We start from the raw sequence: 24,203 nt of genomic DNA, 5'->3' as shown, positions 1-24,203 counted from the left end.
CTGACGCTTTAGCTTGGTATTTTTTAACCAAATTGAGTTATTGCTGATGCGCCGGATCCTCCCTGTTTTTTGCCTTGTCGCTGGCCAGTTGTTCGCCGCACAGGCGTTTGCCAATGAATCTGCTGCGGCTTTGCCGTATTTTCCGGGCAGCCAATACAACAGCGCTGTGCCGACGGTGCAGCAGGCTCTGGGGTATGCGCTCGGCAGCCGCATCACAGAACCGGCTGCGGTGCTGGATTATTTCCGTCAGCTGCAGCAGGCGGCACCGGACCGGCTGAAGCTGGTGCAATATGGCAAAAGTGCGCAGGGCCGGCCGCTGTTTTATGTGGTGATTGGCAAGCCAGCGCATCTTGGCGCTTTAGATCAAATCGAAGCCGATATGCGCCGTCTGGCTGATCCGCGGACCTTAAGTGGCGACAGCGCCGAACAACTGCTGCAACAGCTGCCGTCCAGCGTCTGGGTGTCCAGCACCTTGCATGGCAATGAAATCAGCCCGGTGGATGCGGCGATGGCGCTGGCGTATTTCCTGCTCGCTGAACAGAGTGGCAAAGCGGCACAAATTCTCGATAACACCCTGGTGTATATCGAACCGCTGCAAAACCCGGACGGCCATCATCGTTTTGTCAGCCGGTATTACGCCACCGCTGGCCTGGAGCATTCCGCCGACCGTTTTTCCGCCGAACATAACGAACCCTGGCCCAATGGCCGCACCAATCATTATTTGTTTGATATGAACCGCGACTGGGTAGCGCTGACCCAACCGGAAATTCAGCAACGGGTGAAGGCGCTGCAGCAGATGTTCCCGCTGGTGTATGTCGATTCACACGAGATGAGTGGAGACCAGAGTTATTACTTCAGCCCGGAAGCGGAGCCTTACAATCCATTTATCCTGCCCGCGCAACGCGAGACTTTGCAGTGGTTCGGCCAGAACAATGCCAAACAGTTTGATGCGCTTGGCTATGACTACTTTACCCGCGAAATCTTTGATGCGTTTTTTCCGGGCTATGGCGCCAGCTGGCCGCTATATCACGGCAGCATTGCCATGACCTATGAGATGGGTTCAGCTCGGGGCCACGCTTATCGCAAACAAGATGGTTCTGTGGTGACTTTTGCTGATGGTGTGCAGCGTAACTTTATTGCTTACACGGCCACGCTGGAAACCGCAGCGACTAAACGCAAAGAGCTGTTGCAGCGTTTTTACCAGTACCGGCAACAGGCGCTGAAACAAGGCACCAGAGACGGCATCGGCAGTTATATTTTCCCGGCCAGTCGTGACAAAGCCGGTCATCAGAAGCTGATGGGCGTGTTAAGCCAGCATGGTATTCGCGTGGAACAGGCAACAGAGGACTTCCGTGCCTGTGGTCAGTCGTATCAGCAAGGCGCTTATCTGGTGAATACCGCACAGCCGACTTATCAGCTCATTCGCGCTGTATTGGATGACACAGTGCCGATGGATGCAAAATTTATCAAACAGCAGGAGGAACGCCGTGCCAATAATCTGCCGGACCAGATTTATGATGTGACCGCCTGGTCCTTGCCACAGATGTATAACCTGCAGGTCAACCGCTGCAGCAATGCAGTAGAAGTGCAAAGCCAGCTGGTAGGCCCCGAGACGATTTTACCGGGCAAGGTCACTACACCCGAAGCCAGTTATGGCTATCTGGTGCCCTGGGGGGATATGGCCGCAGCGCGGCTGATGAGTGCGGCTTTACAGCAAGGCTTTAAAGTCAAAAGTACCGATCTGGCTTTCACCCACCAGAACGGCAAACAGTATCCGGCCGGCACGCTGATTTTGAGCAAGGCCGATAACCCTGGCCTAGCCGACAAAATTGGCGCGCTGGCGGCAAATTCCGGTGCTTTGGTGGAAGGCATCAACAGCAGCTGGGTCGCAGAGGGGCCGAATTTTGGTTCAGATCAGGTCAAGCTGATCCCTAAAGTGAAGATTGCCATGGTCTGGGATGAACCAACAGACCCGCTCAGCGCCGGCAGTGCCCGTTTTGTGCTGGAGCGTTTTGTTGGTTATCCGGTGACGGCGCTGCGGCCGGCGCAAATGCTGCAGTCGGCGCTGCAGGGCTATGATGTGCTGATTCTGCCGTCGACGCGTAGCGGCTACCAAAACGCTTTGGGCGAACGCGGTCAGCAGTTACTGCGCCAGTTTGTCCAGCGCGGCGGCGTGCTGATTGCACTTGGTAACGCCAACGAGTGGTTACTGCAGGGTAAAGAGCCGCTACTGGCCAGCAAACAGGAATTTAAAACCAGCAAGCGTGAAAAACCACAGGACGACACCCAGGTGCCTGGTACAGTACTCAAAGCCGAATCCGATTATCAGAAGTTACTGGAACCCTGGCAGGCGGACCCGGATTGGGTGCCGGGCTTTTTGGCCAATGCCCGCGTCGATCAGAATCACTGGTTAAGTGCGGCGGTGCCGCCGCAGGTCAAAACCATTTATGTCGGCAATCAAATCTATACGCCGCTGTCGATTGATCAGGGCCGCAATGTCGTGACTTTCGACAGCGCCGACAAAGTGCTGGCCGGTGGTTTTGTCTGGGACGAAAACCGCCAGCAAATCGGCCATAAAGCCGTGGTAATGGTGCAAGAACTAGGACGAGGACAAATCATCGCCTTTACCCAGGAGCCAAATTTCCGTGCTGCGGTCGACGGCATGCATCTGCTGTATATCAATGCGGTGTTTCGTGGCGCTGCCAACGCGTCACCACTGCGCTGAAACCGAAGAGCAATGAAAACGGCGGTGCATCTGCAAGCTGTTATGCGGTTTCAGCAACGCACCAGATTACGGCCGTCCGCTTTGGCCTGATACAGCAGCTGGTCGGCCTGACGCAAGGCTTCGTCAAAATCGTGGCTGCCGCTTTGCACGGCCACGCCAAAACTACAAGTGATCACGAGCTCGGGATGTTGCGGTAAAAAGCGCTGCTGCGCCACCGCCTGACGGATCTTTTCCGCGACCCGGGCCGCGTCAGTTAACTGCGTGTGTGGCAACAGCAACAAAAACTCTTCACCGCCATAACGGCAGGCGATATCGGGCTGGCGTAATTTACTGCGAAATAACCGGGCGATTTGTTGCAGGACTTTGTCACCTTCGGCGTGGCCAAAGCTGTCATTGATATGTTTGAAGTGGTCCAAATCGACCAGGATCAGCGCCATCGGCAACAACAATTCCGGTTGTTGCTGCAGATATTGCGGCATGCTCTGGTCGAGGAAACGCCGGTTGGCGAGGCCGGTCAGCGCGTCGGTATTGGCCTGATTGTCTTTGCTGCGTTGCAGCAAATCCATACTGTGATGGCTGCGTTCGCGAAAATGTTCGTTAATGCCGCAGGCTAGGATCAGGGTCAGTAAAGAGGCCAGAAAACGGCTGCTTTCCGCCACCCGGTATTGCGCCTGGCCCAACTCCGGTCCATAAAGCACCAGCGCCAAAATCGCCAGCAAGGTCAGATTGAGGATAGTGCCGCGTTTGCGGCCCAATAAACCATATAAAATCGGCGGAAACGGAAACACCCAAAATAACGCGGTCTGTTCAAACCCGCCATGGACTACCAGCCCAACCACAAAAGCGGACACCAAGATACCTTCAATCAGACAAGCCGTTTCCAGCTGCTGACTGGCATGAAACCAGGCGGCATTGAGTAAAAAGCTAAAGGCGCAGCCAAACAGGATAAATTGCAGCAGATAGTCTTCGCTGAACAAATGGCGTAAGCCCAGCACCAGCATAATTGCTGAGGTGATGTAGCTGACAAACAACAGAATATAACGGCGACGATTCTGTTCAACAGACAAAGCTTCGGCCAGACCGGCGCGGGAAATAGGCACCATGCAGTTTCCTTCCGCTGAGAATGCCCCAGTATTGAGTCAAGCGGCAGAAAAACACAATGTCAGGCTGTGTTTTTTTTCAGCAGATAACGATAAGGCAAGGCACTGGTATCACTGGCAATTAATTCGTGATCCATAAAACGGCAGAATGCCGGAATATCGCGGGTGGTGGCCGGGTCGTCGGCAATGATCAGCAAAGTTTCACCGGCCTGCATTTTACGGATTGTCAGCCGGGTCATCATCACAGGCTCAGGGCAACGCAGGCCCAAAGCGTCGAGTTGCTGGTCGGCATCGGCAAACAAATCAGCATCAGGGGACATCAGCAAAACTCCGGTTCAGGTCCAAAAGCGGTATCGTAACGGCGTGGCAGGCTGATTTCAAATCCCGGACAAAACAAAGGCAGCCGTAGCTGCCTTTGTTATCAGGTTTCGTCAGGTTCAATCCGTCTTATTCGACGCGTTCAAACACAGTCGCGATGCCCTGACCCAGGCCAATACACATAGTCGCGAGGCCATAACGGGCGTCTTTGCTTTCCAGCACGTTAATCAGCGTGGTGGAAATGCGCGAGCCGGAACAACCCAGCGGGTGACCCAGTGCAATAGCGCCGCCATTGAGGTTCACTTTGGTATCCATCACTTCGAGCAGACCTAAGTCTTTCATCACCGGCAGCGCCTGGGCGGCAAAAGCTTCGTTCAGTTCAAAGAAGTCGATTTGGCTGATGTCGAGACCGGCCGCTTTTAAGGCTTTTTTCGACGCCGGCACCGGGCCATAACCCATGATCGACGGGTCACAACCAGCCACACCCATACCAATGACGCGGGCGCGGATTTTCAGGCCCAAAGCTTTGGCTTTGTCTTCACTCATTACCAGCATGGCAGAAGCGCCATCTGATAACGCCGAAGAAGTACCCGCGGTGACTGTGCCGTTGGCCGGATCAAACACCGGACGCAGTGCGGCCAGACTTTCGACTGTGGTTTCCGGCCGGATCACTTCGTCATAATCAAACTGCTTCAGCACGCCGTCGGCATCATGGCCAAGCACTGGCAGAATTTCGGCTTTAAAGCGGCCTTGCAGCGTCGCTTCATGCGCCAGGCGATGCGAACGGGCGCCAAACTCATCTTGTTGCTGCCGGCTGATGCCGTGCATTTTACCCAAGAGTTCAGCGGTTAAACCCATCATGCCGGCAGCTTTGGCCACAGATACACCCAGGCCCGGATGGAAATCAACGCCGTGTGTCATCGGCACATGACCCATATGCTCCACGCCACCGATTAAATACACTTCACCCATGCCACATTGAATAGAGCGCACAGCATCGTGCAGCGCCTGCATCGACGAGCCACACAGGCGGTTGACCGTGACCGCAGGCACCGAATGCGGAATACCAGCTAATAACGCGGCATTACGTGCGACGTTAAAACCCTGTTCCAGCGTTTGCTGCACACAGCCCCAGATCACGTCGTCAATTTCTTCCGGCGCCAGGCCCGGATTGCGCTCCAGAATGCCACGCATTACATAAGCAGACAGTTCTTCCGCCCGTACGTTACGGAAAATACCGGCCTTGGAACGGCCCATCGGCGTACGGATACAATCAACAATAACGGCTTGTTTCATTTTTAAGTTCTCCGCCATTAAACCGGATAAAACACCTGGCCGCTCTGAGCCATGGCGCGGGTTTTGTCTGTGACCTGATAAATTTCACCGAGGTCGGCGTATTGGTCGGCCAGTGCCACGAAGTTGGCGAGGCCCATAGTGTCGGCATAACGCAGCGGACCACCGCGGAACGGAGGGAAGCCTAAGCCATAAATCAGGCCCATATCGGCTTCGGCTGCAGTCGCCACAATGCCTTCTTCCAGACAACGGATAGCTTCGTTAATCATCGGGATCATAGTACGGGCGATGATTTCATCGGCACTAAATTCACGCGGTGCGGCAGCAACACCGGCCAGCAGCGCAGAGGCAGCCGGGTCCAGATCTTTTTTCGGTTTGCCTTTGGCATCTTTGCTGTAAGCGTAGAAACCAACACCATTTTTCTGACCATAACGATTGGCGGCATACATCACGCTGACCGGGTCGTTGTTTAGTTTCGCCATCCGGGTCGGGAAGCCGTCAGCCATCACGTCGGTACAGTGATGCGCGGTATCGAGGCCCACCACGTCGAGTAAATAAGCCGGGCCCATTGGCCAGCCGAATTGTTTTTCCATCACTTTGTCGATTTGCGCGAAGCTGGCGCCATCGAGCAGTAATTTAGAGAAACCGGCAAAATACGGGAATAACACGCGGTTGACGTAGAACCCCGGGCAGTCGTTGACCACAATCGGCGATTTGCCCATTTTGGCGGCGTAAGCGACGACGGCAGCAACAGTTTCATCAGAAGTGTCTTTACCACGAATGACTTCGACCAGCGGCATCTGGTGCACCGGGTTAAAGAAGTGCATACCACAGAACCGGCTTGGGTCGGTCAGATTCGCCGCCAGCGCATTAATCGAAATAGTCGAGGTATTGGAAGTGATAATGGCATCCGCCGCGACCACAGTCTCAATTTCCTTCAGCACAGCGCCTTTGACTTTCGGGTTTTCCACCACAGCTTCAACCACGATATCGACAGTTTTCACCGGTTCCAGTGACAGCGTCGGTTGAATTGAAGCGACGACTTTGGCCATGCCGGCGGCGTCGAGTTTTTTCCGCTCCACTTGTTTGCCGAGCAGCTTAATAGCTTCGCCCATACCCAGTTCCAGCGCTTTGTCGTTGATGTCTTTCATCACGACAGGTACGCCTTTGGACGCGCTTTGATAACAAATGCCACCGCCCATAATGCCGGCACCGAGCACTGCCGCTTTGTTGATAGCTTTTTTCGCTGTTTTGGCGGCTTGTTTGGCTTTGGCTTTAATCAGCTGGTCGTTCAGGAATAAACCGATTTGTGCAGTCGCTGCTGTGGTTTTCGCCAGCTTGGCAAAACCGGCATTTTCCAGCGCCACAGCGCCGGCGCGGTCGAGGCGGGCGGCTTTTTCAATCGTTTCTACCGCCAGCATTGGCGCCGGGTAGTGTTTGCCGGCCTGGGCAAAGACCATGCCTTTGGCGGTACTGAAGCTCATGATAGCTTCGGTTTTGTTCAGTTTCAGCGGCTCTAATTTGGCCTGACGTTTTTTGCGCCAGTTTAGTTTGCCGGCGATGGCGTCTTGTACCATCGACAAAGCCGCAGCTTTTAATTTGTCCGGCGCGACGACGGCGTCGACTGCACCTTCTTTTAACGCTTGTTCAGCACCACGCTCTTTGCCGGTGGTGATCCACTCCATCGCGGTGTCGGCACCGACGATGCGCGGCAGACGGGCTGTGCCGCCAAAGCCTGGCATCAGGCCCAGCTTCACTTCCGGCAAACCGATTTTGGTGGTAGTGTCAGCAACACGGTAGTCTGCGGTTAAAGTCCACTCACAGCCGCCGCCAAGGGCAAAGCCTTTAATAGCGCAAACGGTTGGAACCGGTAAATCTTCGGCCAGGTCAAACACGTCTGATGCTTGTTTAATCCAGGGCACTAATTGTTCTTCTGCTTGTTGGAAAGTGCCCAGGAATTCAGTGATATCAGCGCCGACAATAAAGGCGTCTTTGCCGCTGCTGTAAATCAGGCCTTTTAAGGCGCTGTCTTTATAGAGGAGGTCGAGGGCCGCGCGGCAGTCCGCCAGCGTCTGCTGGTCGAATTTATTGACCGAGCCGGCCGCGTTAAAGGTAAACTCGGCAATACCGTCTGCAATGTATTGCACGGTAATGCTGGAACTCTGGTAGATCATGGATGTTCTCCTTCGTCGCGTAGGTGACAGATACTTTTTTGAGATCGTCGCAACAGGTCAGATGAGTCTTGTGCGTAAGCAGTGTGTCGCGGTTCAGGAAAAAATTCAACCGTTATTTAAACGAGCGTTTGAATCGGCCGGCGACAACCAACTAACTATAGGTGGATTTTCGAAACATGGGGCAATTGAAGTCCGGGTTGGCAGTGTTGGTTTTATGGTGCGGTGCTGTGATAGCCCCCGCATTGGCCGCGCCGTCAGATGCCGTATTGCGCGAACGTTTTCTGCAGGCTGAGAAAAAAATTCACAAAGTGCCGCTGGTGCAGGCGGAAAAAATGCTGCGCGATTTACATGCATACCCGCTGAAACCTTATATAGAACTGGAGTATGTCAGCCGCACTTTAGGCAACACTGAAGCGGTACAGAAATTCCTGCAACAATACAAAGGCACACCGCTGGAATGGCCTTTGAAAAAACGCTGGCTGCTTTATCTGGCTGGCGTACAGCTGACGCAGCCATTTCTGAAACATTATCAGATGGGCACTGACACTGTGCTCGATTGCACGGCGTTGCAGCTACGCTTGCTGAATGAACCACCGGCACAGGTTTGGCCTGAGGTTACGCATCTATGGCTCGACGGTGAATCCTTACCGAAAGAATGTGACCCGCTGTTTAAGCGCTGGCAAAAAGCCGGTCAGCGCACGCCGGAAGTGGTGTGGGCTCGCTTAGTGAAAGCTGCTGATGGCGGCGATAGCCGGATCATCCCGTATCTGCGCACACTGATGCCGGCCAAATTGCAGTATCTTGGTGACAAGTGGAAACAAGTGCTGGAAGAACCTGCCTTGGTCAGCCGGCAAAAATTCCTGCCGCTGAAACACCCGTGGGAGCGCGAGATCCTGACCTTTGGCCTGAAAAAGCTGGTGTGGAAAAAACCAGACCAAGCACTGGCGGTTTGGGCGCGTTATGAAATGGACCCGCATTTCACTAAGTCGCAACGCATTGATGTGGCGCGTAATTTCGCCATAGCACTCGCCAGTAAAGACGACAGCCGCGCCGCCAAGTTTTTAGCCATGGTGCCGGTGGAATTAAAAGATGATTTATTCCTGCAATGGCAAATCACCTGGTATCTGCGTCAGCAACAATGGTCGCGCGTCATCGAAGTACTCAACGAATTACCTGAAGAAACCCGTAAAGACGACAGCTGGCAGTATTGGCTGGCACGTGCTTACGAGCAAAGCGGCAACATCGAACAAAGCAAGCAGCTGCTGACCGCGTTGGCCGCGACCCGCGGTTATTATGGCTTTATGGCGGCTGCCAAGCTGGGGTTACCGCCCAGCCTGGCGCATAAACCGGTGCCGGTCAGTAAAGAGCAGTATCAGGCGTTTCGCAACAGCGACAGCATGCGGCGGATGCGCGAATGGGAACAATTAGGCCGGCCGAATGCCGCCAAACGTGAACTGACCTTTTTGCAAAAATACGGCACTCCACAGCAACAATTAAGCGCCGCGAAGCTGGCTTTTGACAACGGTTGGTATGACCGAGCCATTTTCGCTTTAGCGGACGCCGGCTATTGGGACGATGTTGAGATGCGTTTCCCAATGGTTTACAACAAAGAAATTCAGAAACATGCCAAAGCGGCGCATGTTGATCCGGCCTGGGCCATGGCGATCACCCGGCGGGAAAGTACTTTTATCCCCACGGCCAAGTCACCGGTTGGCGCCCATGGTCTGATGCAAATCATGCCACGCACCGCCAAACATATCGCCGGGCGCAATGTTAAAGTGGAAGCGCTGTATAATCCCAATACCAACATTGATATGGGCACCGACTATCTGCGGTATCTGCTGCGCGCCAATGACAATAATCTGGTATTTGCGACGGCGAGCTATAACGCCGGTTACAGCAATGTGCAGCGCTGGATCCCGAAAAACCGCGAGATGGAACTTGATGTCTGGATTGAGACTATTCCATTTAAAGAAACCCGCGAATACGTCAAAGCGGTACTGGCCTATTACCAGATTTACAATATCCGGATGAATCAGGAACGAGACGTGTTTGCGCCGCTGGCAACGATGAAAGTCGGCCAGACCGGCTGAGATCAAAATTATGTTAAGCTACTGAAAGACATCAGAACAGGACACGCTCATGCGCCCAGCATATCAGGCTCTGTACGCCGCCCATTTGTTTGAACTGCAACAACGCACCAAAGCCGTTTTAGCGCGAGAAAGTCTGGACGCGCTGGTGATCCACTCAGGTCAGGCCAAACGGCAGTTCCTCGACGATATGGATTATCCGTTTAAGGTCAATCCGTTGTTCAAGGCCTGGTTGCCGGTGGTGGACAACCCGCATTGCTGGCTGATTGTCGATGGCGTCAACAAACCCAAGCTGGTGTTTTATTTGCCGGTCGATTTCTGGCACAAAGTGCCGGATGCGCCACATGACTTCTGGTCCGGTTTTTTTGATATTCAGCTGATTGATAAACCGACCAAAGTGGAAACTTTGCTGCCGTACGATAAAGCTAATGTGGCTTATCTGGGTGAACAACTGGAACTGGCGCAGGCGCTCGGTTTTAGTCAGCTTAATCCGGAAGGGGTATTAAGTTATCTGCATTATTTCCGTGGCTACAAAACCGATTATGAGCTCGCCTGTATGCGCGAAGCCAACCGCATCGCGGTGCAGGGCCATCGCGCGGCCGAAGTCTGTTTTCGCAGTGGTGGCAGCGAATTTGACATTCAGCTGGCCTATCTAGCTGCTGTGCAACAAGGCGAAAATGAAGTGCCGTATGGCAATATTATTGCGCTGAATGAAAACGCGGCGATTTTGCATTACACAGTGCTGGAGCGGAAAAAGCCGGCACAGCATCATTCGTTTTTAATCGACGCCGGCGCGTCTTTTCACGGTTACGCTGCTGATATTACCCGCACTTACAGCGCGCGCGATGATGAATTCCAGGCTTTAATCACCAGTATGAATGCGGTGCAGCTGGCGCTGGTTGATACGTTAAAACCCGGCATTAAATACACTGAAGTGCATTTAAAATCGCATGAACTGATTGCCCAGGTGCTGGCGGACTTTGATTTTGTTCAGCTCTCACCACAAGCCATCGTCGAAAGTGGCATCAGCCGGACTTTTTACCCGCACGGCATCGGCCATCACCTCGGCCTGCAAGTGCACGACGTCGGTGGCTTTATGGCCGACGAACGCGGCACTCATGTCGCGGCACCAGCAGAACATCCTTTCCTGCGCTGCACCCGGTTAATCGAGCCACGTCAGGTCTTTACCATCGAACCGGGCCTGTATTTTATCGATTCACTGCTGGCGGACTTGAAAGCAACAGATCAAGGCAAATACATCAACTGGCATAAAGTCGATGCGTTCCGCCAGTTTGGTGGTATCCGGATCGAAGACAACGTCATTGTGCATCGTGAGCGCAATGAGAATATGACGAGGGATTTAGGGCTGGCTTAAGCCTGGCTTGTTGCGGTGGCAGGGGCATTGCCCCTGCCACCGTTGATTTCTTATTTGTTATTTCTTAGACGGTCTTGCCGACCAGGCAAAACTCAAGGTCATAAACGACAAAAACAAAGTGCCGCTGACCGCGCCTGGTCACAGGAAAAACGCACTCACCTGGAACAGCCGTTCCACTTCACCGATATGCTTTTTGTCGACTAAAAACAAAATCACATGGTCATCGGTTTCAATGACGATATTGTCGTGAGCGATTAACACTTCTTCGCCGCGCACAATAGCGCCGATGGTACAGCCTGGTGGCAGTTTGACTTTGCCGATAGTCTGCCCGACGACTTTTGACGTGGTGCTGTCGCCATGCGCAATGGCTTCAATGGCTTCTGCTGCCCCACGGCGCAGTGAATAGACGTTGACGATGTCGCCGCGCCGGACGTGGGTCAGCAGTGCTGAAATGGTGGCTTGTTGTGGCGACACCGCGATGTCGATTTCACCGCCTTGCAGCAGGTCGACGTAAGCGCTGCGTTTGATCAGCACCATGGTTTTCTGTGCGCCCATCCGTTTGGCCAGCATCGCTGACATGATGTTGGCTTCGTCGTCGTTGGTGACGGCGAGGAACACATCCACTTCGTCGATGCTTTCTTCCTGCAGCAGTTCCGGATCTGACGCATCGCCGGCATAGACCACGGTATTTTCCAGCGTGCTGGATAGATACTCGGCGCGCTCTTTACTGCGCTCAATCAGTTTGACGCTGTGGGTTTTTTCCAGCGCTTTGGCGAGGCCATAACCGACGTTGCCGCCGCCGGCTATCATGATACGGCGGTAGCTGTTTTCCAGCTTTTGCAGCTCGCTCATCACGGCGCGGATATGTTTGGTCGCGGCGACAAAAAACACTTCGTCGTCGGCTTCGATGATAGTGGTGCCAATCGGTTTAATCGCGTGGCCGCGGCGGTAAATAGTCGCGACCCGGGCGTCGATATGCGGCATGTGTTCTTTCAGCGTCGACAGCGCGTGGCCGACTAACAGGCCACCATAGTAGGCTTTGACTGCAACCAGACTGACTTTGCCACCAGCAAATTCAACCACTTGTAGCGCGCCGGGGTAATCAATCAGCCGGCGGATATAGTCGGTGACCAGGGTTTCCGGTGCGATAAAGTGGTCGACCGGTAAATCATCTTTATTAAACAGCTTGTCGCGGTATTTGATGTATTGATTGGTGCGGATGCGGGCGACTTTGGTCGGCGTGTTAAAAATGCTGTAGGCGACCTGACAAGCGACGATATTGACTTCGTCGCTGTTGGTGACGGCGATAATCATGTCCGCATCTTCAGCGCCGGCTTTTTTCAGGATATCCGGGTGCGCGCTGTGGCCGTGTACTACCTGCAGGTCAAATTTGTCCTGCAGCGCACGCAGTTTTTCGGCATTGATATCAACGACAGTGATGTCGTTTTCTTCCCCGACCAGGTTTTCCGCCAAAGTGGCACCAACCTGACCCGCACCTAAGATAATGATTTTCATGCATTCGCCTTTTTCTGCAATTTGGCGTAGAAGAAGCCGTCAGCCTGCGACTGGCCCGGCAATAACTGCCATGTGCTGGCGCTCTGACTGGCACTTAGTGGCACAGCTTCGGCATCCTGCTGAGTCTCGAGAAAACGTTGGATCTGCTGCTGGTTTTCATCCGGTAATACACTGCAGGTTGCATACAACAACACTCCACCCGGCTTTAAAGTCGGCCAGACCGCGGCCAGAATTTGTTGTTGTAACACAGCCAGCGCAGCTATATCCGGTTTTTTCCGCAACCAGCGAATATCCGGATGGCGGCGAATGACGCCGGTGGCCGAGCAGGGCACATCAAGCAAAATGCGGTCAAACTGCTGGCCGTCCCACCATTGGCCGGGTTCGGCGGCATCGGCGGCTTTCACTATTGCTTCATGGCCAAGCCGCGCCAGATTTTCGCGCACCCGCACCAGTCGAGCCGGGTCTTTATCTAACGCCAGTACCTGCGCCTCCGGTGCCAGTTCCAGCAAATGACCGGTTTTACCGCCGGGGGCACAGCAGGCATCCAATACCCGTTCGCCGTTTTCCGGTGCCAGAAATACTGCGGCGTATTGCGCGGCTAAATCCTGCACGGCAAAAAAGCCCCAGACATAACCGGGTAAAGTGGTGACGTCACAAGGTTTATCGAGCAGGATTGCCTGTGGCATCTCCGGGATGGGCTGGCTGAAGCCAATTTCCATCGCGGTAAGATCTGCAGTGAATTTCTCCACTGAACAGCTTTTGGTGTTCACGCGCAGCCACAGTGGCGCTTTTTGCTGATTGGCGGCGATAATCTCCAGCCACTGCTGCGGATAGGCATGTTGCAGCGCCTGCACTAACCAAGATGGATGGTTGGTTTGCACTGAGAGTGGCGCGTCGGCGAACTCAAATAATTCCGGCTGACGCTGCACCGAACGCAACACGCCGTTGATCAGTTTGGTCATCGACTGACCTTTCAAATAGCGCGCCGCCTCGACGGTTTCACCGACGGCGGCATGGTCCGGAATGCGTAAAAATTTCAGCTGATAAATGCCGAGATAGATTAGAAATTGTAGCGGGCGCAGCTGCTTCACCAGCGGCTTACTCATCAGTTGCTGACAAACAAAATCCAGCTGCGGTAGCTGGCGCATCAGGCCAAAACACATTTCCTGCAGCAGCGCTTTGTCGGCCGGATTGCTGAACAGCAGCTGTGCTTTGGGCAAAACGTCTGACAACGATTTGCCCTGATCGACGACCTGATAACACAAGGTTGCTGCGGTAGCGCGTAAGTTGGCCGTCATTGCGGCTGTTCCGCAGCAGCTTGCAGTTGCTGACCGGTCTGGAACCAATCGGCGCGGCCATTCAGGAAATCGACCACCGCCATGGCTTTTTTACCGGGTGGTTGCAGCTGTTCGATCACCAGCAAACCTTCTGCCGTGCCAATCGCAATGCCTTTTTTATCGACCCGCACCACCTGACCTGGCTGTGCACTACCAGCTTCAACCCGGGCTTGCCAGATTTTCAGCTGATGTATGCCGAGTTGCAGGTAACTGACTGGCCACGGGTTAAAAGCACGGATCTCACGTTCCAGCGCGACGGCAGCTTTGTTGAAATCGAGCTGGGCTTCTTCTTTACTCAGCTTTTCGGCGTAGTTGGCGGCACTGTCTTGCTGGGGCTGCGCTTTGGCCTGTAACGCGGGTAAATCCTGCAATGCTTCAACCAAGGCCTGTGGGCCTACCACTGCAAGCTTGTCGTAAAGCGTCGAACTGGTGTCCGTGGCTTCAATCGGTAAAGAAGCGATGCTGAGCATAGCGCCGGTATCGAGGCCTGCATCCATTTGCATGATCGTGACGCCGGTTTCCGTGTCGCCGGCCCACAGCGCGCGTTGGATTGGAGCAGCACCACGCCAGCGTGGCAATAAAGAACCATGCACATTGATACAGCCAAGTTTTGGCGTGTCCAGCACCACTTGCGGCAGGATCAGGCCATAAGCCACGACGACCATCAGGTCAGCATCTAACGCGGCAAGTTGTTGCTGCGCCGGCGCTTTTTTCAGTGATTTGGGCTGAAACACCGGAATGTCATGCTGAAGTGCCAGCTGTTTAACCGGGCTGGCCTGTAACTGCTGACCACGGCCAGCCGGGCGGTCCGGCTGGGTGTAGACGGCGATGACCTGATGTTCAGAATCCAGCAGGGCCTGCAGATGGCGGGCGGCGAAATCCGGCGTGCCGGCAAAAATAATACGAAGCGGTGTGGTCACGGAGATTCCTGTCAGGCTTTGGCGGCGCGGGCTTGTTTTTCCAGCTTTTTCTTGATGCGATCGCGTTTTAACGGCGACAGATAATCGATAAACAGTTTGCCGACCAGATGGTCCAGTTCGTGTTGCAGGCAAATCGCCAGCAAGCCATCAGCTTTGACTTCAAACCAGTTGCCGTCTAAATCCTGTGCTTTGAGCGTGATTTGTGCCGCGCGTTCGACGTTGGCGTAGTTTTGCGGCACCGACAAACAGCCTTCTTCGTAGGTGGTGTCGCCGCTTTTTTCGGTGATTTCCGGGTTGATAAAGATTTGTGGCTGATTGCGTTCTTCAGATAAATCGATCACGACCACACGTTGATGAACATTGACTTGCGTGGCGGCCAAACCAATGCCATTTTCGGCGTACATGGTTTCCAGCATGTCTGCAACTAACTGACGTGTCTCGTCATTTACTGTCGCAACGGGTTTAGCGATAGTCCGCAGACGTTCATCGGGATAATGTAAAACGGTTAAAACTGCCATGGCACCTACAAAATTATGCTTTGTGAATATATCTGTGTTATGGTTCAATTTTAGCCATTAAATCGCTGTAATAACAGCTCCCTATGCATTCTGTGCAATAATTACTGCAGTTCCGGGCCGAAGGAAACTGGCATGCTGAAAACAATAACAAGCTCAATCGCCGCCCTGTTGTTCTGTGTGACGACAACTGCGTCAGCTGACATTCTCGCCATAAAACCTGATGCACCCAAAAGTTACACCGTCAAACAAGGCGATACACTGTGGGATATTTCAGGTTTATATCTGCAGCAACCTTGGTTATGGCCACAGTTGTGGAAGCTCAATCCGCAGGTGGAAAACCCGCATTTAATCTATCCCGGCGATGTACTGAGCCTAAGTTATGACAAAGACGGCCAACCAGTGTTAACGGTCAATGGCAGTGCGCTGAAGGTTTCACCGTCAGACAGTGCCGCCGCACCGGGTCAGGGTATCCGCAAGTTATCACCACAAGCGCGCAAATCGCTGAAAAATGTCAAAGCCGTCACAACTATTCCTTTGATGATGATCCGGCCTTTCCTGACCTACGAGCAGTCACTGTCTGCTGAGCAGATCGACAGTTTACCTTATGTGTTGGGCGCGGACGACCACGTCAAAAATGCCAGTCAGGGCCATATCCTGTATGTGCGTGGCCAGCTGCAGCAGGACGCGGCATATGGCATTTACCGCAAAGGTAAAGCTTATGTAGACCCACAAACAGAAGAGATCCTTGGATACGAGACCATCCTGGTCGGCACTGCCCGCGCGTTTCGTGCCGGTGGTACCGAGGTGAACGCACCGGCCTCAGTGGCGGTACTGGACGTAAAACAAGAGATCCGTCAGGGCGACCGTTTGTTACCAGCCGCGGATGGTCAGAGCCTGCCAGCTTTTTTCATGATGAGAAAACCGGAACAACCGATAGCAGGTAGTATTATTGATACGACGTCAGATCTGCGTGAATTTTCCAGTTGGGACATTGTGGTGCTGAATAAAGGCCAGCAGGATGGGGTCAAAGCCGGTTATATGTTCTCCATTTCCAGGCAGTCACCGGCAGTAGTCGATTCCAGCCGTGGGCCTGTGTATATGTCCGATGCATCGAAGTATCAGAAAATTATGGGTGGTATCGATGGTGAGCGCATCGACATGCCCAAAGAGCAAATCGGCGAGTTGATGGTATTTAAAGTGGCGGAACGCACCAGTTTTGCTATCGTCACTGGGACGAAAAAACCGATTCGGGTCGGTGATAGCATCGGCGACCTGTAACATGTCTTAGTCTGTCCCTGTGGTTGCATCAGTCAGCAACCGGGACATTATCCGGCCTATAGGGGGAGATCATGGACGATCTCATCTGCTGGCTGCGACTGATGGCAGTGCCCGGGCTTGATGCCAATGCATTGCAACAAATCAGTCCGGCTTGTTCAGTCGCCGAGCTGTGTCAGGCATCCACCACCCAATTGCAACAGCTGGGCTTTTCCGCCGCGCATGCTTTGCATTTAACGCAATCCCAACGTAAAGCCGAACAAGCACTGCAATGGCTACAAAGTGAAGCAGGACGCTGGTTTATCCCTTTTACTGATCCACGGTATCCGCCGTTATTGCGTGAAATCAAACACCCGCCGGTCGGATTATTTGGCTGCGGTGATCCGGCTGTCCTGCAAAAACCGCAGATAGCCATTGTTGGTAGTCGCAGACCAACGCCGACCGGGCGGCAAATTGCGCTTGAGTTTGCCGCTGAGCTGGCAGCGCTTGGTTTTGTGATCACCAGCGGGATGGCAAGTGGCATTGACGGTGCCGCGCATCAGGGCGCCTTAAAGGCAAAAGGCGAAACCATCGCGGTGATGGGGCATGGCTTATGTCACCTATATCCGCCGCAGCATCAGGCGCTGCAGCAACAAATCATCGCACAGGGCGCCGTGGTGTCGGAGTTTTTGCCGCAGCAACATCCCAAAGCAGAGTTTTTCCCCATCCGAAACCGGATTGTGGTGGGACTGAGTCTGGGCACTTTGGTGGTTGAAGCGGCGGAAAAAAGCGGCTCGCTGATCAGTGCTCATTACGCCGCAGAATATAGCCGCGATGTCTTCGCTGTTCCGGGATCGATCCGAAATCCGCAAGCGGCGGGTTGTCATCAGCTTATTTTACAAGGTGCTAAATTAACCCGCAGTGTGGCCGATATTCTGGAAGAGTTAGCACCGCTGCTTGCAGCAGATTTATTCAGCCGTTCGGTTGAAAAAAATAGTTGTTTGCCACTCTTGTCCGACGAAGGCTTGTTAGCTAACGTAGGAGATGAGGCAACTGCAATAGACCTGATTGCAGATCGCGCAGCAATGCCGGTAGCCGACGTAACCATAGCCCTGCAACAGCTTGAATTAACTGGCGCAGTGGCAGCCGTACCTGGTGGCTACATTCGAGTGAGGAGGGCCTAGTCATGTTTGATATCCTCGTCTACCTGTTTGAGAATTACATCCACAACGAATCGGAAATTTACGTCAACCAGGCTGATTTGACCAAAGAACTGGTCAAAGCCGGATTTCATGATGATGACATCTTCAAAGCCCTGCGCTGGCTGGAAAATTTATCCCAGCTGCAAGAGAGTCATGTAAAACCCTACTTAACCAAAACAACCTCCAACGCTTTACGGGTTTACACGCCGGAAGAGTTAAGAAAACTCGATGCTGAATGTCGTGGTTTTCTGATGTTTCTGGAACAAATCAACGTGTTAGATTTACCTACCCGCGAAATGGTGTTGGACCGGGTGATGGATTTAGACAGTGCTGAAGTGAGCCTGGAAGATCTGAAATGGGTGGTGTTAATGGTGTTGTTTAATGCACCAGGCCACGAAACCGCCTATGCCCAGATGGAAGATTTGATTTTTGAAGAACCGACCGGGCCGCTGCACTAAACCGCAGTCAGCATAAAAATTCATGTTGATACAACGCCGGTGTTTTTCCGGCGTTGCCTTTTCTGCGGCCGTCTGTGCGATAATGCCACATCTTCGACTGCCAAATGTTTGAGTTATGACTGACCAACCTCTGTTTGCCATTCCAGAACACAAACAAACCTGCCCATTATGCCAGCACGAGCTGGTGATGAAATCCGGCAAGCACGGGCCATTTTTAGGCTGCAGCAATTATCCGGCCTGTAGTTACATTCAGAATCTTCATCCGCACGACAGCACTATTGTCAAGTTGCTGGAAGACACGCCATGTCCAAGCTGCGGTTCCGCACTGGCGGTGAAAAATGGCCGTTATGGCATGTTTATCGGTTGTAGCAATTTCCCTGAATGCCATTTTATTGTGCATGAAGAGCCGGTGGTGGTTGCAGACGTGCATTGCCCGCAATGCCAAAGTGGTAAACTGGTCGAGCGCACCAGTAAGTTCGGCAAAACCTTTTATGGCTGTGACCAGTATCCGAAATGCGATTTTGTACTGAATTTTAAGCCGGCCGCCGGAACCTGCCAAAGTTGTGGTTTCGGTCTGTTGGCAGAAAAGCCGGGTGCACATGGGGTCAAGCTGATTTGCGCCAGCCGGAAATGTCAGGCGGTGCAGTCGGGCTAAATACCTCTCGCGCAGTACAAAAAGAAAAGGCCCATCATGGCCTTTTTCATCAGCAAACTATGCAGTTTGTTTATCTGGCTCGTTCTCGTAATTTTGCAGCCATTTCAGCGACTTCCGGGAAGCTGCTTTCAGGTAACAAAGCGCTTAAAGCACTGAATCTTTCTGCCAGCTCTTTGCCCGTGGCGCCACAAATATTGATATGCCCCATTTTGCGGCCAGCCCGTTTTGCTTTGCCGTACCAGTGCAGGTGACAGGATGGCAGGCTCAGCACGGCCGGATTCACATAGTCTTCGCCGAGAATGTTCACCATCACCGTCGGCCTCACTAAGGCTGTGCTGCCCAGTGGCAAGCCACAGACAGCGCGCAGGTGGTTTTCAAACTGGCAGGTGTCGGCACCTTGTTGCGTCCAATGACCGGAGTTATGTACGCGAGGGGCAATCTCATTGACTAGTAATCGATCACCAACCTGGAAAAACTCCAGCGCCAACACGCCAATATATTGCAGTTGATTGGCCACAGCGTCGAACATCTGTTTGGCTTGTTGCTGCAAAGCGGACTCTGATGGCAGCGCCACTGATACCGACAATACGCCATTGACGTGGTGATTTTCTGTCAGCGGATAGACCACGGTATCGCCATGTTCATTTCGCGCTCCGACCAGACTGACTTCGCGGTCAAACCGGACAAACTGTTCTGCCACAATAGCCTGCGGCAGGCTGTGATCAGCGCCAGCCATAAAAGCGGCAATATCAGCCCAGACTAATGCTGCGTCTTCCAAATGCTTTAAGCGCCACTGGCCTTTGCCGTCGTAACCGGCCAACGCGCTTTTTAACACCAGTGGCAGACCCAGTTCGTTAATCGCCAGCATGAACTCAGTTTCGGTCTGCACAATGCGGTAACCGGCATTGGCAACGCCAGCGGCGTCCAGTAAGGCTTTTTCCTGCCGCCGGTCACCACCGGCTTTGATAGCGGTGCTGTTCGGTTTGAATTTGCCACTGGCTTCACATACCGCCTGCACTGGGTATGGGATGTGTTCGAATTCTGAAGTCACCACATCCGCAGCTGCGACGGCTTGCTCCAGCGTCAGTGGATAGATTTCACCGGTCACCGGATGTTGTACTTTGGCTGAATTCACATCATAAGCGGTGACTTGCAGATTCAGCGGTGCACCAGCCAGCGCCATCATTCGGGCCAGTTGCCCTGCACCCATGACTAAAACATTCATCACGCTTCCTCGGCCGGGTTCGGGTGCGCCAGCACAGAGTCAGTTTGTTCTTTGCGGAATGCATCGATTTTGGCCATTAAGCTATCGTCACTGGTCGCCAGAATTTGTGCAGCTAATAAACCGGCATTGGCCGCACCGGCATCACCAATGGCCAAAGTGCCAACTGCTACACCTTTTGGCATTTGTACAATAGAGAGCAGAGAATCGAGACCTTTTAACGCTTTGGATTGTACCGGCACGCCCAGTACCGGTAATGACGTGAAGGCTGCGGCCATGCCTGGCAGGTGCGCAGCGCCGCCGGCACCAGCGATAATCACTTTTAAACCGCGGCTGGCGGCATTCCCGGCATATTCAGCCAGTAAGTGCGGGGTACGATGCGCAGAAACAACAGTGGTTTCATAAACGATGCCGAATTTGTCTAACATGTCTGCTGCGTTTTTCATGGTAGGCCAATCGGATTTGGAGCCCATAATGATACCGACTTTCATTGCTGTTTCCTCAAAACCGCCAGGTGCTGGCATAATAGGGCGCTATTATAGCCATCTGGCCGTGGCCAGGAAAATTTTTCACCAGTGTCTTCTGCCGGAAGCGCTAAACGGGAGCCGATATGTCCGTTGATAAACATGCCGTCAAAGCTTTTTTACTGCAGTTGCAGGAGCAGATTTGCGCTGCACTGGAGCAATCCGATGGCGCCGCCCGTTTTGTCGAAGATAGCTGGGAGCGGGCTGAAGGTGGCGGTGGCCGCAGCCGGGTGTTGACGAAAGGTACGGTGTTTGAGCAAGCCGGTGTCAATTTCTCTCATGTGTTTGGTGACAAAATGCCTGCTTCGGCGACGGCGCACCGGCCGGAATTAGCTGGCCGGCGCTTTGAAGCGATGGGCGTGTCGCTGGTGATTCACCCGAACAATCCATATGTACCAACCAGTCACGCCAACGTGCGGTTTTTTATCGCCGAGAAAGAAGGTGAAGCGCCGGTCTGGTGGTTTGGCGGCGGATTTGATCTGACGCCGTTTTATCCGTTTGAAGAAGATGTCCGGCATTGGCATCAGGTTGCCTTTGATTGCTGCGCACCTTTTGGTGCAGATGTATATCCGAAATACAAAACCTGGTGTGATGAATACTTTTATCTGAAACACCGGGGGGAAACCCGTGGTGTCGGCGGTTTGTTTTTTGATGACTTAAATCAGTGGGGATTCGAGCGTAGTTTCGCGTTTATGCGTGCGGTTGGCGAAGCCTATATCAAAGCGTATCAGCCGATTGTCGAACGACGCAAGCAAACGCCATACACCGAAGCACAGCGCCAATTCCAGCTGTATCGTCGTGGTCGTTATGTCGAATTTAATCTGGTGTTTGACCGCGGGACTTTATTTGGGTTGCAAAGCGGCGGTCGCACCGAATCGATTCTGATGTCGATGCCACCGCTGGTGCGCTGGGAATATGGTTTTGTGCCAGCCGAAGGTTCGGCAGAAGCGCTGTTGTATCAACGTTATCTGCAGCCGCAGGATTGGCTGGGTATTAACAACTAGTCTGGTTTAACGCGGCCGGCCTTTTTCATCCTGATTGATCATGTGGCTGGCGAGTTGTCCCAGGGCTTCGCTCAGACCGCCGCGGAGTACAGGATCGGCCACTACTTCAGAGAGCGCCTGGTTCATGCAAAACATCCACTGGTCGCGCAGCGTCGGGTTCACAGTAAAAGGCATGTGGCGCATCCTCAGGCGGGGATGGCCGTATTTCTGTTCAAACAAACCAGGGCCGCCGAGCCAACCTGATAAAAACTCGAAGAATTTTTGTCGGATGGTATCCAGTGGGAGTGGGTGAATAGCATAGAGTTCTGCCGCTTCTGGCGCTGTGGTCATGATATCGTAAAAGCGGTTGGCCAGACGGCGGGTTGCCTCCTCACCACCAATCAGCTGATAAGGCGTTTGTTGTGGGGTCGGGTGTGCAGGATTTTTTGGTGACAACATTTGGATTAACTTCTTAAGCATGATGGGAGCTTCTTTGTGGATCGATATGCTGTTTTTGGTCATCCGATAGGACATTCCAAATCGCCGCTGATCCATCGCAGGTTTGCCGAGCAAACCGGCCAGGTTTTGACTTATGAGGCGATTTTAGCACCGCTCGATGGCTTTGCCGACAGCTGGCAACACTTTGTTGCACAGGGTGGACGGGGGGGCAATGTAACAGTGCCCTTTAAAGAACAGGCTTTTGTCTTAGCGCAGGTGCTGAGTGCGCGGGCGCAGCTGGCGGGCGCCGTAAATACTTTATATCTGGATGAGCAACAACGGCTCTGTGGTGACAATACAGACGGTGCTGGATTGGTGGCCGATTTACTGCGCCAGGAAGCGTTGCTGGAAGGGGCTAATGTGTTGCTGTTGGGCGCCGGTGGCGCCAGTCGCGGGGTGATGCAGCCATTACTGGACGCAGGTGTGGCGCATATTCATTTGGCGAACCGCACTGTCAGTAAGGCTGAACAGATTGCGGCACTCTTCGATGCACGAGTCAGTGCCGGCAGTTATACAGAAGTTCCGAAACAGCGTTGGCACTTATTGATCAATGCGACGTCCAGCGGTTTACAGGGCGAACGCCCGCCGTTGCATGAACAACACCTCGAATATTGCCAGCTGGCCTACGACATGCTGTATGGCGCCACACCTACGCCGTTTTTACAATGGTGTCATCAGCAAGGTGTGCCACAAACCGCCGATGGTTTAGGCATGCTCGTGTCGCAAGCGGCGGAAAGCTTTTATATCTGGCGTGGTGTGCGACCTGAAGTAGAACCGGTACTGGCAAAATTAAGGGAGTTGCTGCGCGGATGAACCAACAATTGATTTTTAATCACGATCATCAATTCGACGACTCAGCCGTTGCCGTGCGCTGTTCAATCCTGCAAGGTGGGCTGCGCAATACTGTGTATATCCGTATGCCGGAAGGATGGACAGCTGAAGCCTGGCTGGCGCAAGTACGCGAAGACAGCTTCTTTTGGGAAGACGAGATAGAGCTGGCGCTAAAGAAAGGTCAACTCGACCCGGATGGAAGCTTATGGCTGGATGGCTCTGTCTGAACAAGGGCGTCCAATCTTCACCTCTATATAGTGGAGTTGTTAACTCACCACTATATAGAGGTCGTCACTTATTCTTCTTCCGCAAGATACTCGTTTTTCAGTACAACATAGTTTTGTGCCGATGCTGACAAAAACGCTCGTTCTGCATCATTGAGTGGTCTCGCCTGTTTGACCGGGCTACCAACGTACAAATAGCCGCTCTGCAAAACTTTGCCCGGGGGGACTAAACTGCCGGCACCGATGATGACTTCATCTTCCACAATAGCGTCGTCCATCACGATAGCGCCCATACCAACCAGAATACGGTTACCAAGGCGACAACCATGCAACATACATTTATGGCCGACAGTAACATCTTCACCTATTAGTAGAGGTGAGCCTTCGGCGTTTTTGGCGGAAGGGCGGGATACATGTAACACGGTACCATCTTGCACATTTGTACGCGCACCAATCCGGATATAGTTAACATCCCCCCGTGCGGCAACCAGAGGCCAGATACTGACATCTTCACCTAAGACGATGTCTCCGGCTAAAACCGCTGATTCATCAACATAAACATTGGCACCGAGTACCGGAATTACACCTTTATATGAACGTATCGACATTCTAAACTCCTCATCTGCTGCGGAATTATGCGACATTTGTGTATAAAAAACACCTTTCGCTGAAAAAACACCCGAACGATCGCAAAACCCCAACTTTTCTCAAATTTAAGCTTGCGTAAGTTTCGTGAGGGCCTATAATGCGCGCCATGCCGACGGGGTGAAGCGAAACGCGAAACGCCGGGTGAGTTTGAAAAGTGAAAAATAGTCGATAAAAAGACGCTTGACACGAAATAAAAACTGACTAAAATGGCCGCCTCGCAGTGAGGTTGGGGTGAAAGCCTCGAAATTGCAAGCAAGGCAAGTGAGTAGGTTGAGCAGAGTAGTTTATTTAAATAGTAAATTTCTCTGCTTGACTTAAAATCTGGGAAGTGTAAGATAC

Annotated in this window: 22 protein-coding genes; 10 read left to right on the top strand and 12 right to left on the bottom strand. The window is 53.0% G+C overall.

What is annotated here, in order from left to right:
- Window positions 1–46: 46 nt before the first annotated feature.
- Window positions 47–2,725: a M14 family zinc carboxypeptidase gene (locus Q399_RS0108915; protein WP_031567948.1), complete on the top strand. Its 2,679-nt coding sequence runs from the start codon at window positions 47–49 to the stop codon at window positions 2,723–2,725.
- A gap of 50 nt (window positions 2,726–2,775) precedes the next feature.
- On the opposite strand, the gene Q399_RS0108910 is transcribed toward Q399_RS0108915, so the two are convergent.
- From Q399_RS0108910 to fadB, 4 genes are all read right to left on the bottom strand, one after another.
- Complete coding sequence (locus Q399_RS0108910) at window positions 2,776–3,828, bottom strand: GGDEF domain-containing protein (protein ID WP_031567945.1); 1,053 nt, start codon at window positions 3,826–3,828, stop codon at window positions 2,776–2,778.
- A 59-nt stretch (window positions 3,829–3,887) separates the two neighbouring features.
- Complete coding sequence (tusA, locus tag Q399_RS0108905) at window positions 3,888–4,145, bottom strand: sulfurtransferase TusA (RefSeq protein WP_031567943.1); 258 nt, start codon at window positions 4,143–4,145, stop codon at window positions 3,888–3,890.
- 127 nt (window positions 4,146–4,272) lie between these two features.
- On the bottom strand, window positions 4,273–5,439 hold the full coding sequence (gene fadA / locus Q399_RS0108900) for an acetyl-CoA C-acyltransferase FadA (RefSeq protein WP_031567941.1): 1,167 nt from the start codon (window positions 5,437–5,439) through the stop codon (window positions 4,273–4,275).
- A gap of 17 nt (window positions 5,440–5,456) precedes the next feature.
- The gene (fadB, locus tag Q399_RS0108895) at window positions 5,457–7,610 is read right to left on the bottom strand and encodes a fatty acid oxidation complex subunit alpha FadB (RefSeq protein WP_031567938.1); all 2,154 of its coding nucleotides are present in this window, start codon (window positions 7,608–7,610) and stop codon (window positions 5,457–5,459) included.
- A gap of 176 nt (window positions 7,611–7,786) precedes the next feature.
- Between fadB and Q399_RS0108890 the strand changes: the two genes are divergently transcribed.
- On the top strand, window positions 7,787–9,703 hold the full coding sequence (locus Q399_RS0108890; RefSeq protein WP_031567936.1) for a transglycosylase SLT domain-containing protein: 1,917 nt from the start codon (window positions 7,787–7,789) through the stop codon (window positions 9,701–9,703).
- A 49-nt stretch (window positions 9,704–9,752) separates the two neighbouring features.
- Complete coding sequence (gene pepQ / locus Q399_RS0108885; RefSeq protein WP_031567933.1) at window positions 9,753–11,075, top strand: Xaa-Pro dipeptidase; 1,323 nt, start codon at window positions 9,753–9,755, stop codon at window positions 11,073–11,075.
- Between the two features lie 138 nt (window positions 11,076–11,213).
- Here the strand turns inward: pepQ and trkA are convergent, their stop codons facing one another.
- From trkA to def, 4 genes are read right to left on the bottom strand one after another with little or no spacing between them, the layout of a single operon-like run.
- Window positions 11,214–12,590 (bottom strand): Trk system potassium transporter TrkA, encoded by a 1,377-nt coding sequence (trkA, locus tag Q399_RS0108880; RefSeq protein ID WP_031567932.1) that lies wholly within the window; start codon window positions 12,588–12,590, stop codon window positions 11,214–11,216.
- Window positions 12,587–13,888, bottom strand: a complete 1,302-nt coding sequence (gene rsmB / locus Q399_RS0108875) for a 16S rRNA (cytosine(967)-C(5))-methyltransferase RsmB (RefSeq protein WP_031567930.1) — start codon at window positions 13,886–13,888, stop codon at window positions 12,587–12,589. Before rsmB ends, trkA begins: the two co-directional genes overlap by 4 nt.
- A complete protein-coding gene (gene fmt / locus Q399_RS0108870) occupies window positions 13,885–14,847 on the bottom strand; it encodes a methionyl-tRNA formyltransferase (RefSeq protein ID WP_031567928.1) in 963 nt (320 codons plus the stop codon). The genes rsmB and fmt overlap by 4 nt, the downstream gene beginning before the upstream one ends.
- Before the next feature lie 11 nt (window positions 14,848–14,858).
- Complete coding sequence (def, locus tag Q399_RS0108865) at window positions 14,859–15,365, bottom strand: peptide deformylase (protein WP_031567926.1); 507 nt, start codon at window positions 15,363–15,365, stop codon at window positions 14,859–14,861.
- Window positions 15,366–15,497: 132 nt separating this feature from the next.
- Here def and Q399_RS0108860 point away from each other — a divergent pair, with 132 nt between their 5' ends.
- The 4 genes from Q399_RS0108860 (at window position 15,498) to Q399_RS0108845 (ending at window position 18,934) form a co-directional block, all read left to right on the top strand.
- A complete protein-coding gene (locus Q399_RS0108860; RefSeq protein ID WP_031567925.1) occupies window positions 15,498–16,643 on the top strand; it encodes a LysM peptidoglycan-binding domain-containing protein in 1,146 nt (381 codons plus the stop codon).
- 71 nt (window positions 16,644–16,714) lie between these two features.
- Entirely contained in the window at window positions 16,715–17,803 is a 1,089-nt protein-coding gene (dprA, locus tag Q399_RS0108855; protein WP_031567922.1) for a DNA-processing protein DprA, read from the top strand.
- A 2-nt stretch (window positions 17,804–17,805) separates the two neighbouring features.
- The gene (locus Q399_RS0108850) at window positions 17,806–18,279 is read left to right on the top strand and encodes a DUF494 family protein (RefSeq protein ID WP_031567919.1); all 474 of its coding nucleotides are present in this window, start codon (window positions 17,806–17,808) and stop codon (window positions 18,277–18,279) included.
- 115 nt (window positions 18,280–18,394) lie between these two features.
- Window positions 18,395–18,934: a DNA topoisomerase family protein gene (locus tag Q399_RS0108845; RefSeq protein ID WP_031567918.1), complete on the top strand. Its 540-nt coding sequence runs from the start codon at window positions 18,395–18,397 to the stop codon at window positions 18,932–18,934.
- 70 nt (window positions 18,935–19,004) lie between these two features.
- Here the strand turns inward: Q399_RS0108845 and Q399_RS0108840 are convergent, their stop codons facing one another.
- A complete protein-coding gene (locus Q399_RS0108840) occupies window positions 19,005–20,159 on the bottom strand; it encodes a 5-(carboxyamino)imidazole ribonucleotide synthase (RefSeq protein ID WP_031567916.1) in 1,155 nt (384 codons plus the stop codon).
- The gene (purE, locus tag Q399_RS0108835) at window positions 20,159–20,647 is read right to left on the bottom strand and encodes a 5-(carboxyamino)imidazole ribonucleotide mutase (RefSeq protein WP_031567914.1); all 489 of its coding nucleotides are present in this window, start codon (window positions 20,645–20,647) and stop codon (window positions 20,159–20,161) included. Before purE ends, Q399_RS0108840 begins: the two co-directional genes overlap by 1 nt.
- 119 nt (window positions 20,648–20,766) lie before the next feature.
- On the opposite strand from purE, the gene hemF reads away from it, so the two are divergent.
- A complete protein-coding gene (gene hemF / locus Q399_RS0108830) occupies window positions 20,767–21,684 on the top strand; it encodes an oxygen-dependent coproporphyrinogen oxidase (RefSeq protein ID WP_031567912.1) in 918 nt (305 codons plus the stop codon).
- A gap of 6 nt (window positions 21,685–21,690) precedes the next feature.
- Here the strand turns inward: hemF and Q399_RS0108825 are convergent, their stop codons facing one another.
- A complete protein-coding gene (locus tag Q399_RS0108825) occupies window positions 21,691–22,143 on the bottom strand; it encodes a group II truncated hemoglobin (RefSeq protein WP_169739308.1) in 453 nt (150 codons plus the stop codon).
- A 15-nt stretch (window positions 22,144–22,158) separates the two neighbouring features.
- Here Q399_RS0108825 and aroE point away from each other — a divergent pair, with 15 nt between their 5' ends.
- Both aroE and Q399_RS0108815 read left to right on the top strand, forming a co-directional pair.
- Window positions 22,159–22,974, top strand: coding sequence for a shikimate dehydrogenase (gene aroE, locus Q399_RS0108820; RefSeq protein WP_031567907.1), 816 nt, complete (start codon window positions 22,159–22,161; stop codon window positions 22,972–22,974).
- A complete protein-coding gene (locus tag Q399_RS0108815) occupies window positions 22,971–23,219 on the top strand; it encodes a hypothetical protein (protein WP_031567906.1) in 249 nt (82 codons plus the stop codon). The genes aroE and Q399_RS0108815 overlap by 4 nt, the downstream gene beginning before the upstream one ends.
- Before the next feature lie 68 nt (window positions 23,220–23,287).
- Here the strand turns inward: Q399_RS0108815 and Q399_RS0108810 are convergent, their stop codons facing one another.
- Window positions 23,288–23,824 (bottom strand): gamma carbonic anhydrase family protein, encoded by a 537-nt coding sequence (locus Q399_RS0108810; RefSeq protein WP_031567902.1) that lies wholly within the window; start codon window positions 23,822–23,824, stop codon window positions 23,288–23,290.
- Between the last annotated feature and the right edge of the window lie 379 nt (window positions 23,825–24,203).

This window comes from Rheinheimera texasensis DSM 17496 (genome assembly GCF_000711985.1).
GTDB lineage: Bacteria > Pseudomonadota > Gammaproteobacteria > Enterobacterales > Alteromonadaceae > Pararheinheimera > Pararheinheimera texasensis.
The sequence above is the reverse complement of the archived record's forward strand: the minus strand, read 5'-3'. Positions and strand labels throughout refer to the sequence as shown.

Coding starts and splice junctions, on each gene's coding strand:
- dprA (WP_031567922.1), top strand. CDS start 16,715: ATGGACGATCTCATCTGCTGGCTGCGACTGATGGCAGTGCCCGGGCTT.
- fadB (WP_031567938.1), bottom strand. CDS start 7,610: ATGATCTACCAGAGTTCCAGCATTACCGTGCAATACATTGCAGACGGT.
- Q399_RS0108840 (WP_031567916.1), bottom strand. CDS start 20,159: ATGAATGTTTTAGTCATGGGTGCAGGGCAACTGGCCCGAATGATGGCG.
- Q399_RS0108890 (WP_031567936.1), top strand. CDS start 7,787: ATGGGGCAATTGAAGTCCGGGTTGGCAGTGTTGGTTTTATGGTGCGGT.
- Q399_RS0108850 (WP_031567919.1), top strand. CDS start 17,806: ATGTTTGATATCCTCGTCTACCTGTTTGAGAATTACATCCACAACGAA.
- def (WP_031567926.1), bottom strand. CDS start 15,365: ATGGCAGTTTTAACCGTTTTACATTATCCCGATGAACGTCTGCGGACT.
- fadA (WP_031567941.1), bottom strand. CDS start 5,439: ATGAAACAAGCCGTTATTGTTGATTGTATCCGTACGCCGATGGGCCGT.
- Q399_RS0108860 (WP_031567925.1), top strand. CDS start 15,498: ATGCTGAAAACAATAACAAGCTCAATCGCCGCCCTGTTGTTCTGTGTG.
- Q399_RS0108910 (WP_031567945.1), bottom strand. CDS start 3,828: ATGGTGCCTATTTCCCGCGCCGGTCTGGCCGAAGCTTTGTCTGTTGAA.
- Q399_RS0108815 (WP_031567906.1), top strand. CDS start 22,971: ATGAACCAACAATTGATTTTTAATCACGATCATCAATTCGACGACTCA.
- rsmB (WP_031567930.1), bottom strand. CDS start 13,888: ATGACGGCCAACTTACGCGCTACCGCAGCAACCTTGTGTTATCAGGTC.
- Q399_RS0108825 (WP_169739308.1), bottom strand. CDS start 22,143: ATGCTTAAGAAGTTAATCCAAATGTTGTCACCAAAAAATCCTGCACAC.
- tusA (WP_031567943.1), bottom strand. CDS start 4,145: ATGTCCCCTGATGCTGATTTGTTTGCCGATGCCGACCAGCAACTCGAC.
- Q399_RS0108810 (WP_031567902.1), bottom strand. CDS start 23,824: ATGTCGATACGTTCATATAAAGGTGTAATTCCGGTACTCGGTGCCAAT.
- hemF (WP_031567912.1), top strand. CDS start 20,767: ATGTCCGTTGATAAACATGCCGTCAAAGCTTTTTTACTGCAGTTGCAG.
- purE (WP_031567914.1), bottom strand. CDS start 20,647: ATGAAAGTCGGTATCATTATGGGCTCCAAATCCGATTGGCCTACCATG.
- pepQ (WP_031567933.1), top strand. CDS start 9,753: ATGCGCCCAGCATATCAGGCTCTGTACGCCGCCCATTTGTTTGAACTG.
- Q399_RS0108915 (WP_031567948.1), top strand. CDS start 47: ATGCGCCGGATCCTCCCTGTTTTTTGCCTTGTCGCTGGCCAGTTGTTC.
- Q399_RS0108845 (WP_031567918.1), top strand. CDS start 18,395: ATGACTGACCAACCTCTGTTTGCCATTCCAGAACACAAACAAACCTGC.
- trkA (WP_031567932.1), bottom strand. CDS start 12,590: ATGAAAATCATTATCTTAGGTGCGGGTCAGGTTGGTGCCACTTTGGCG.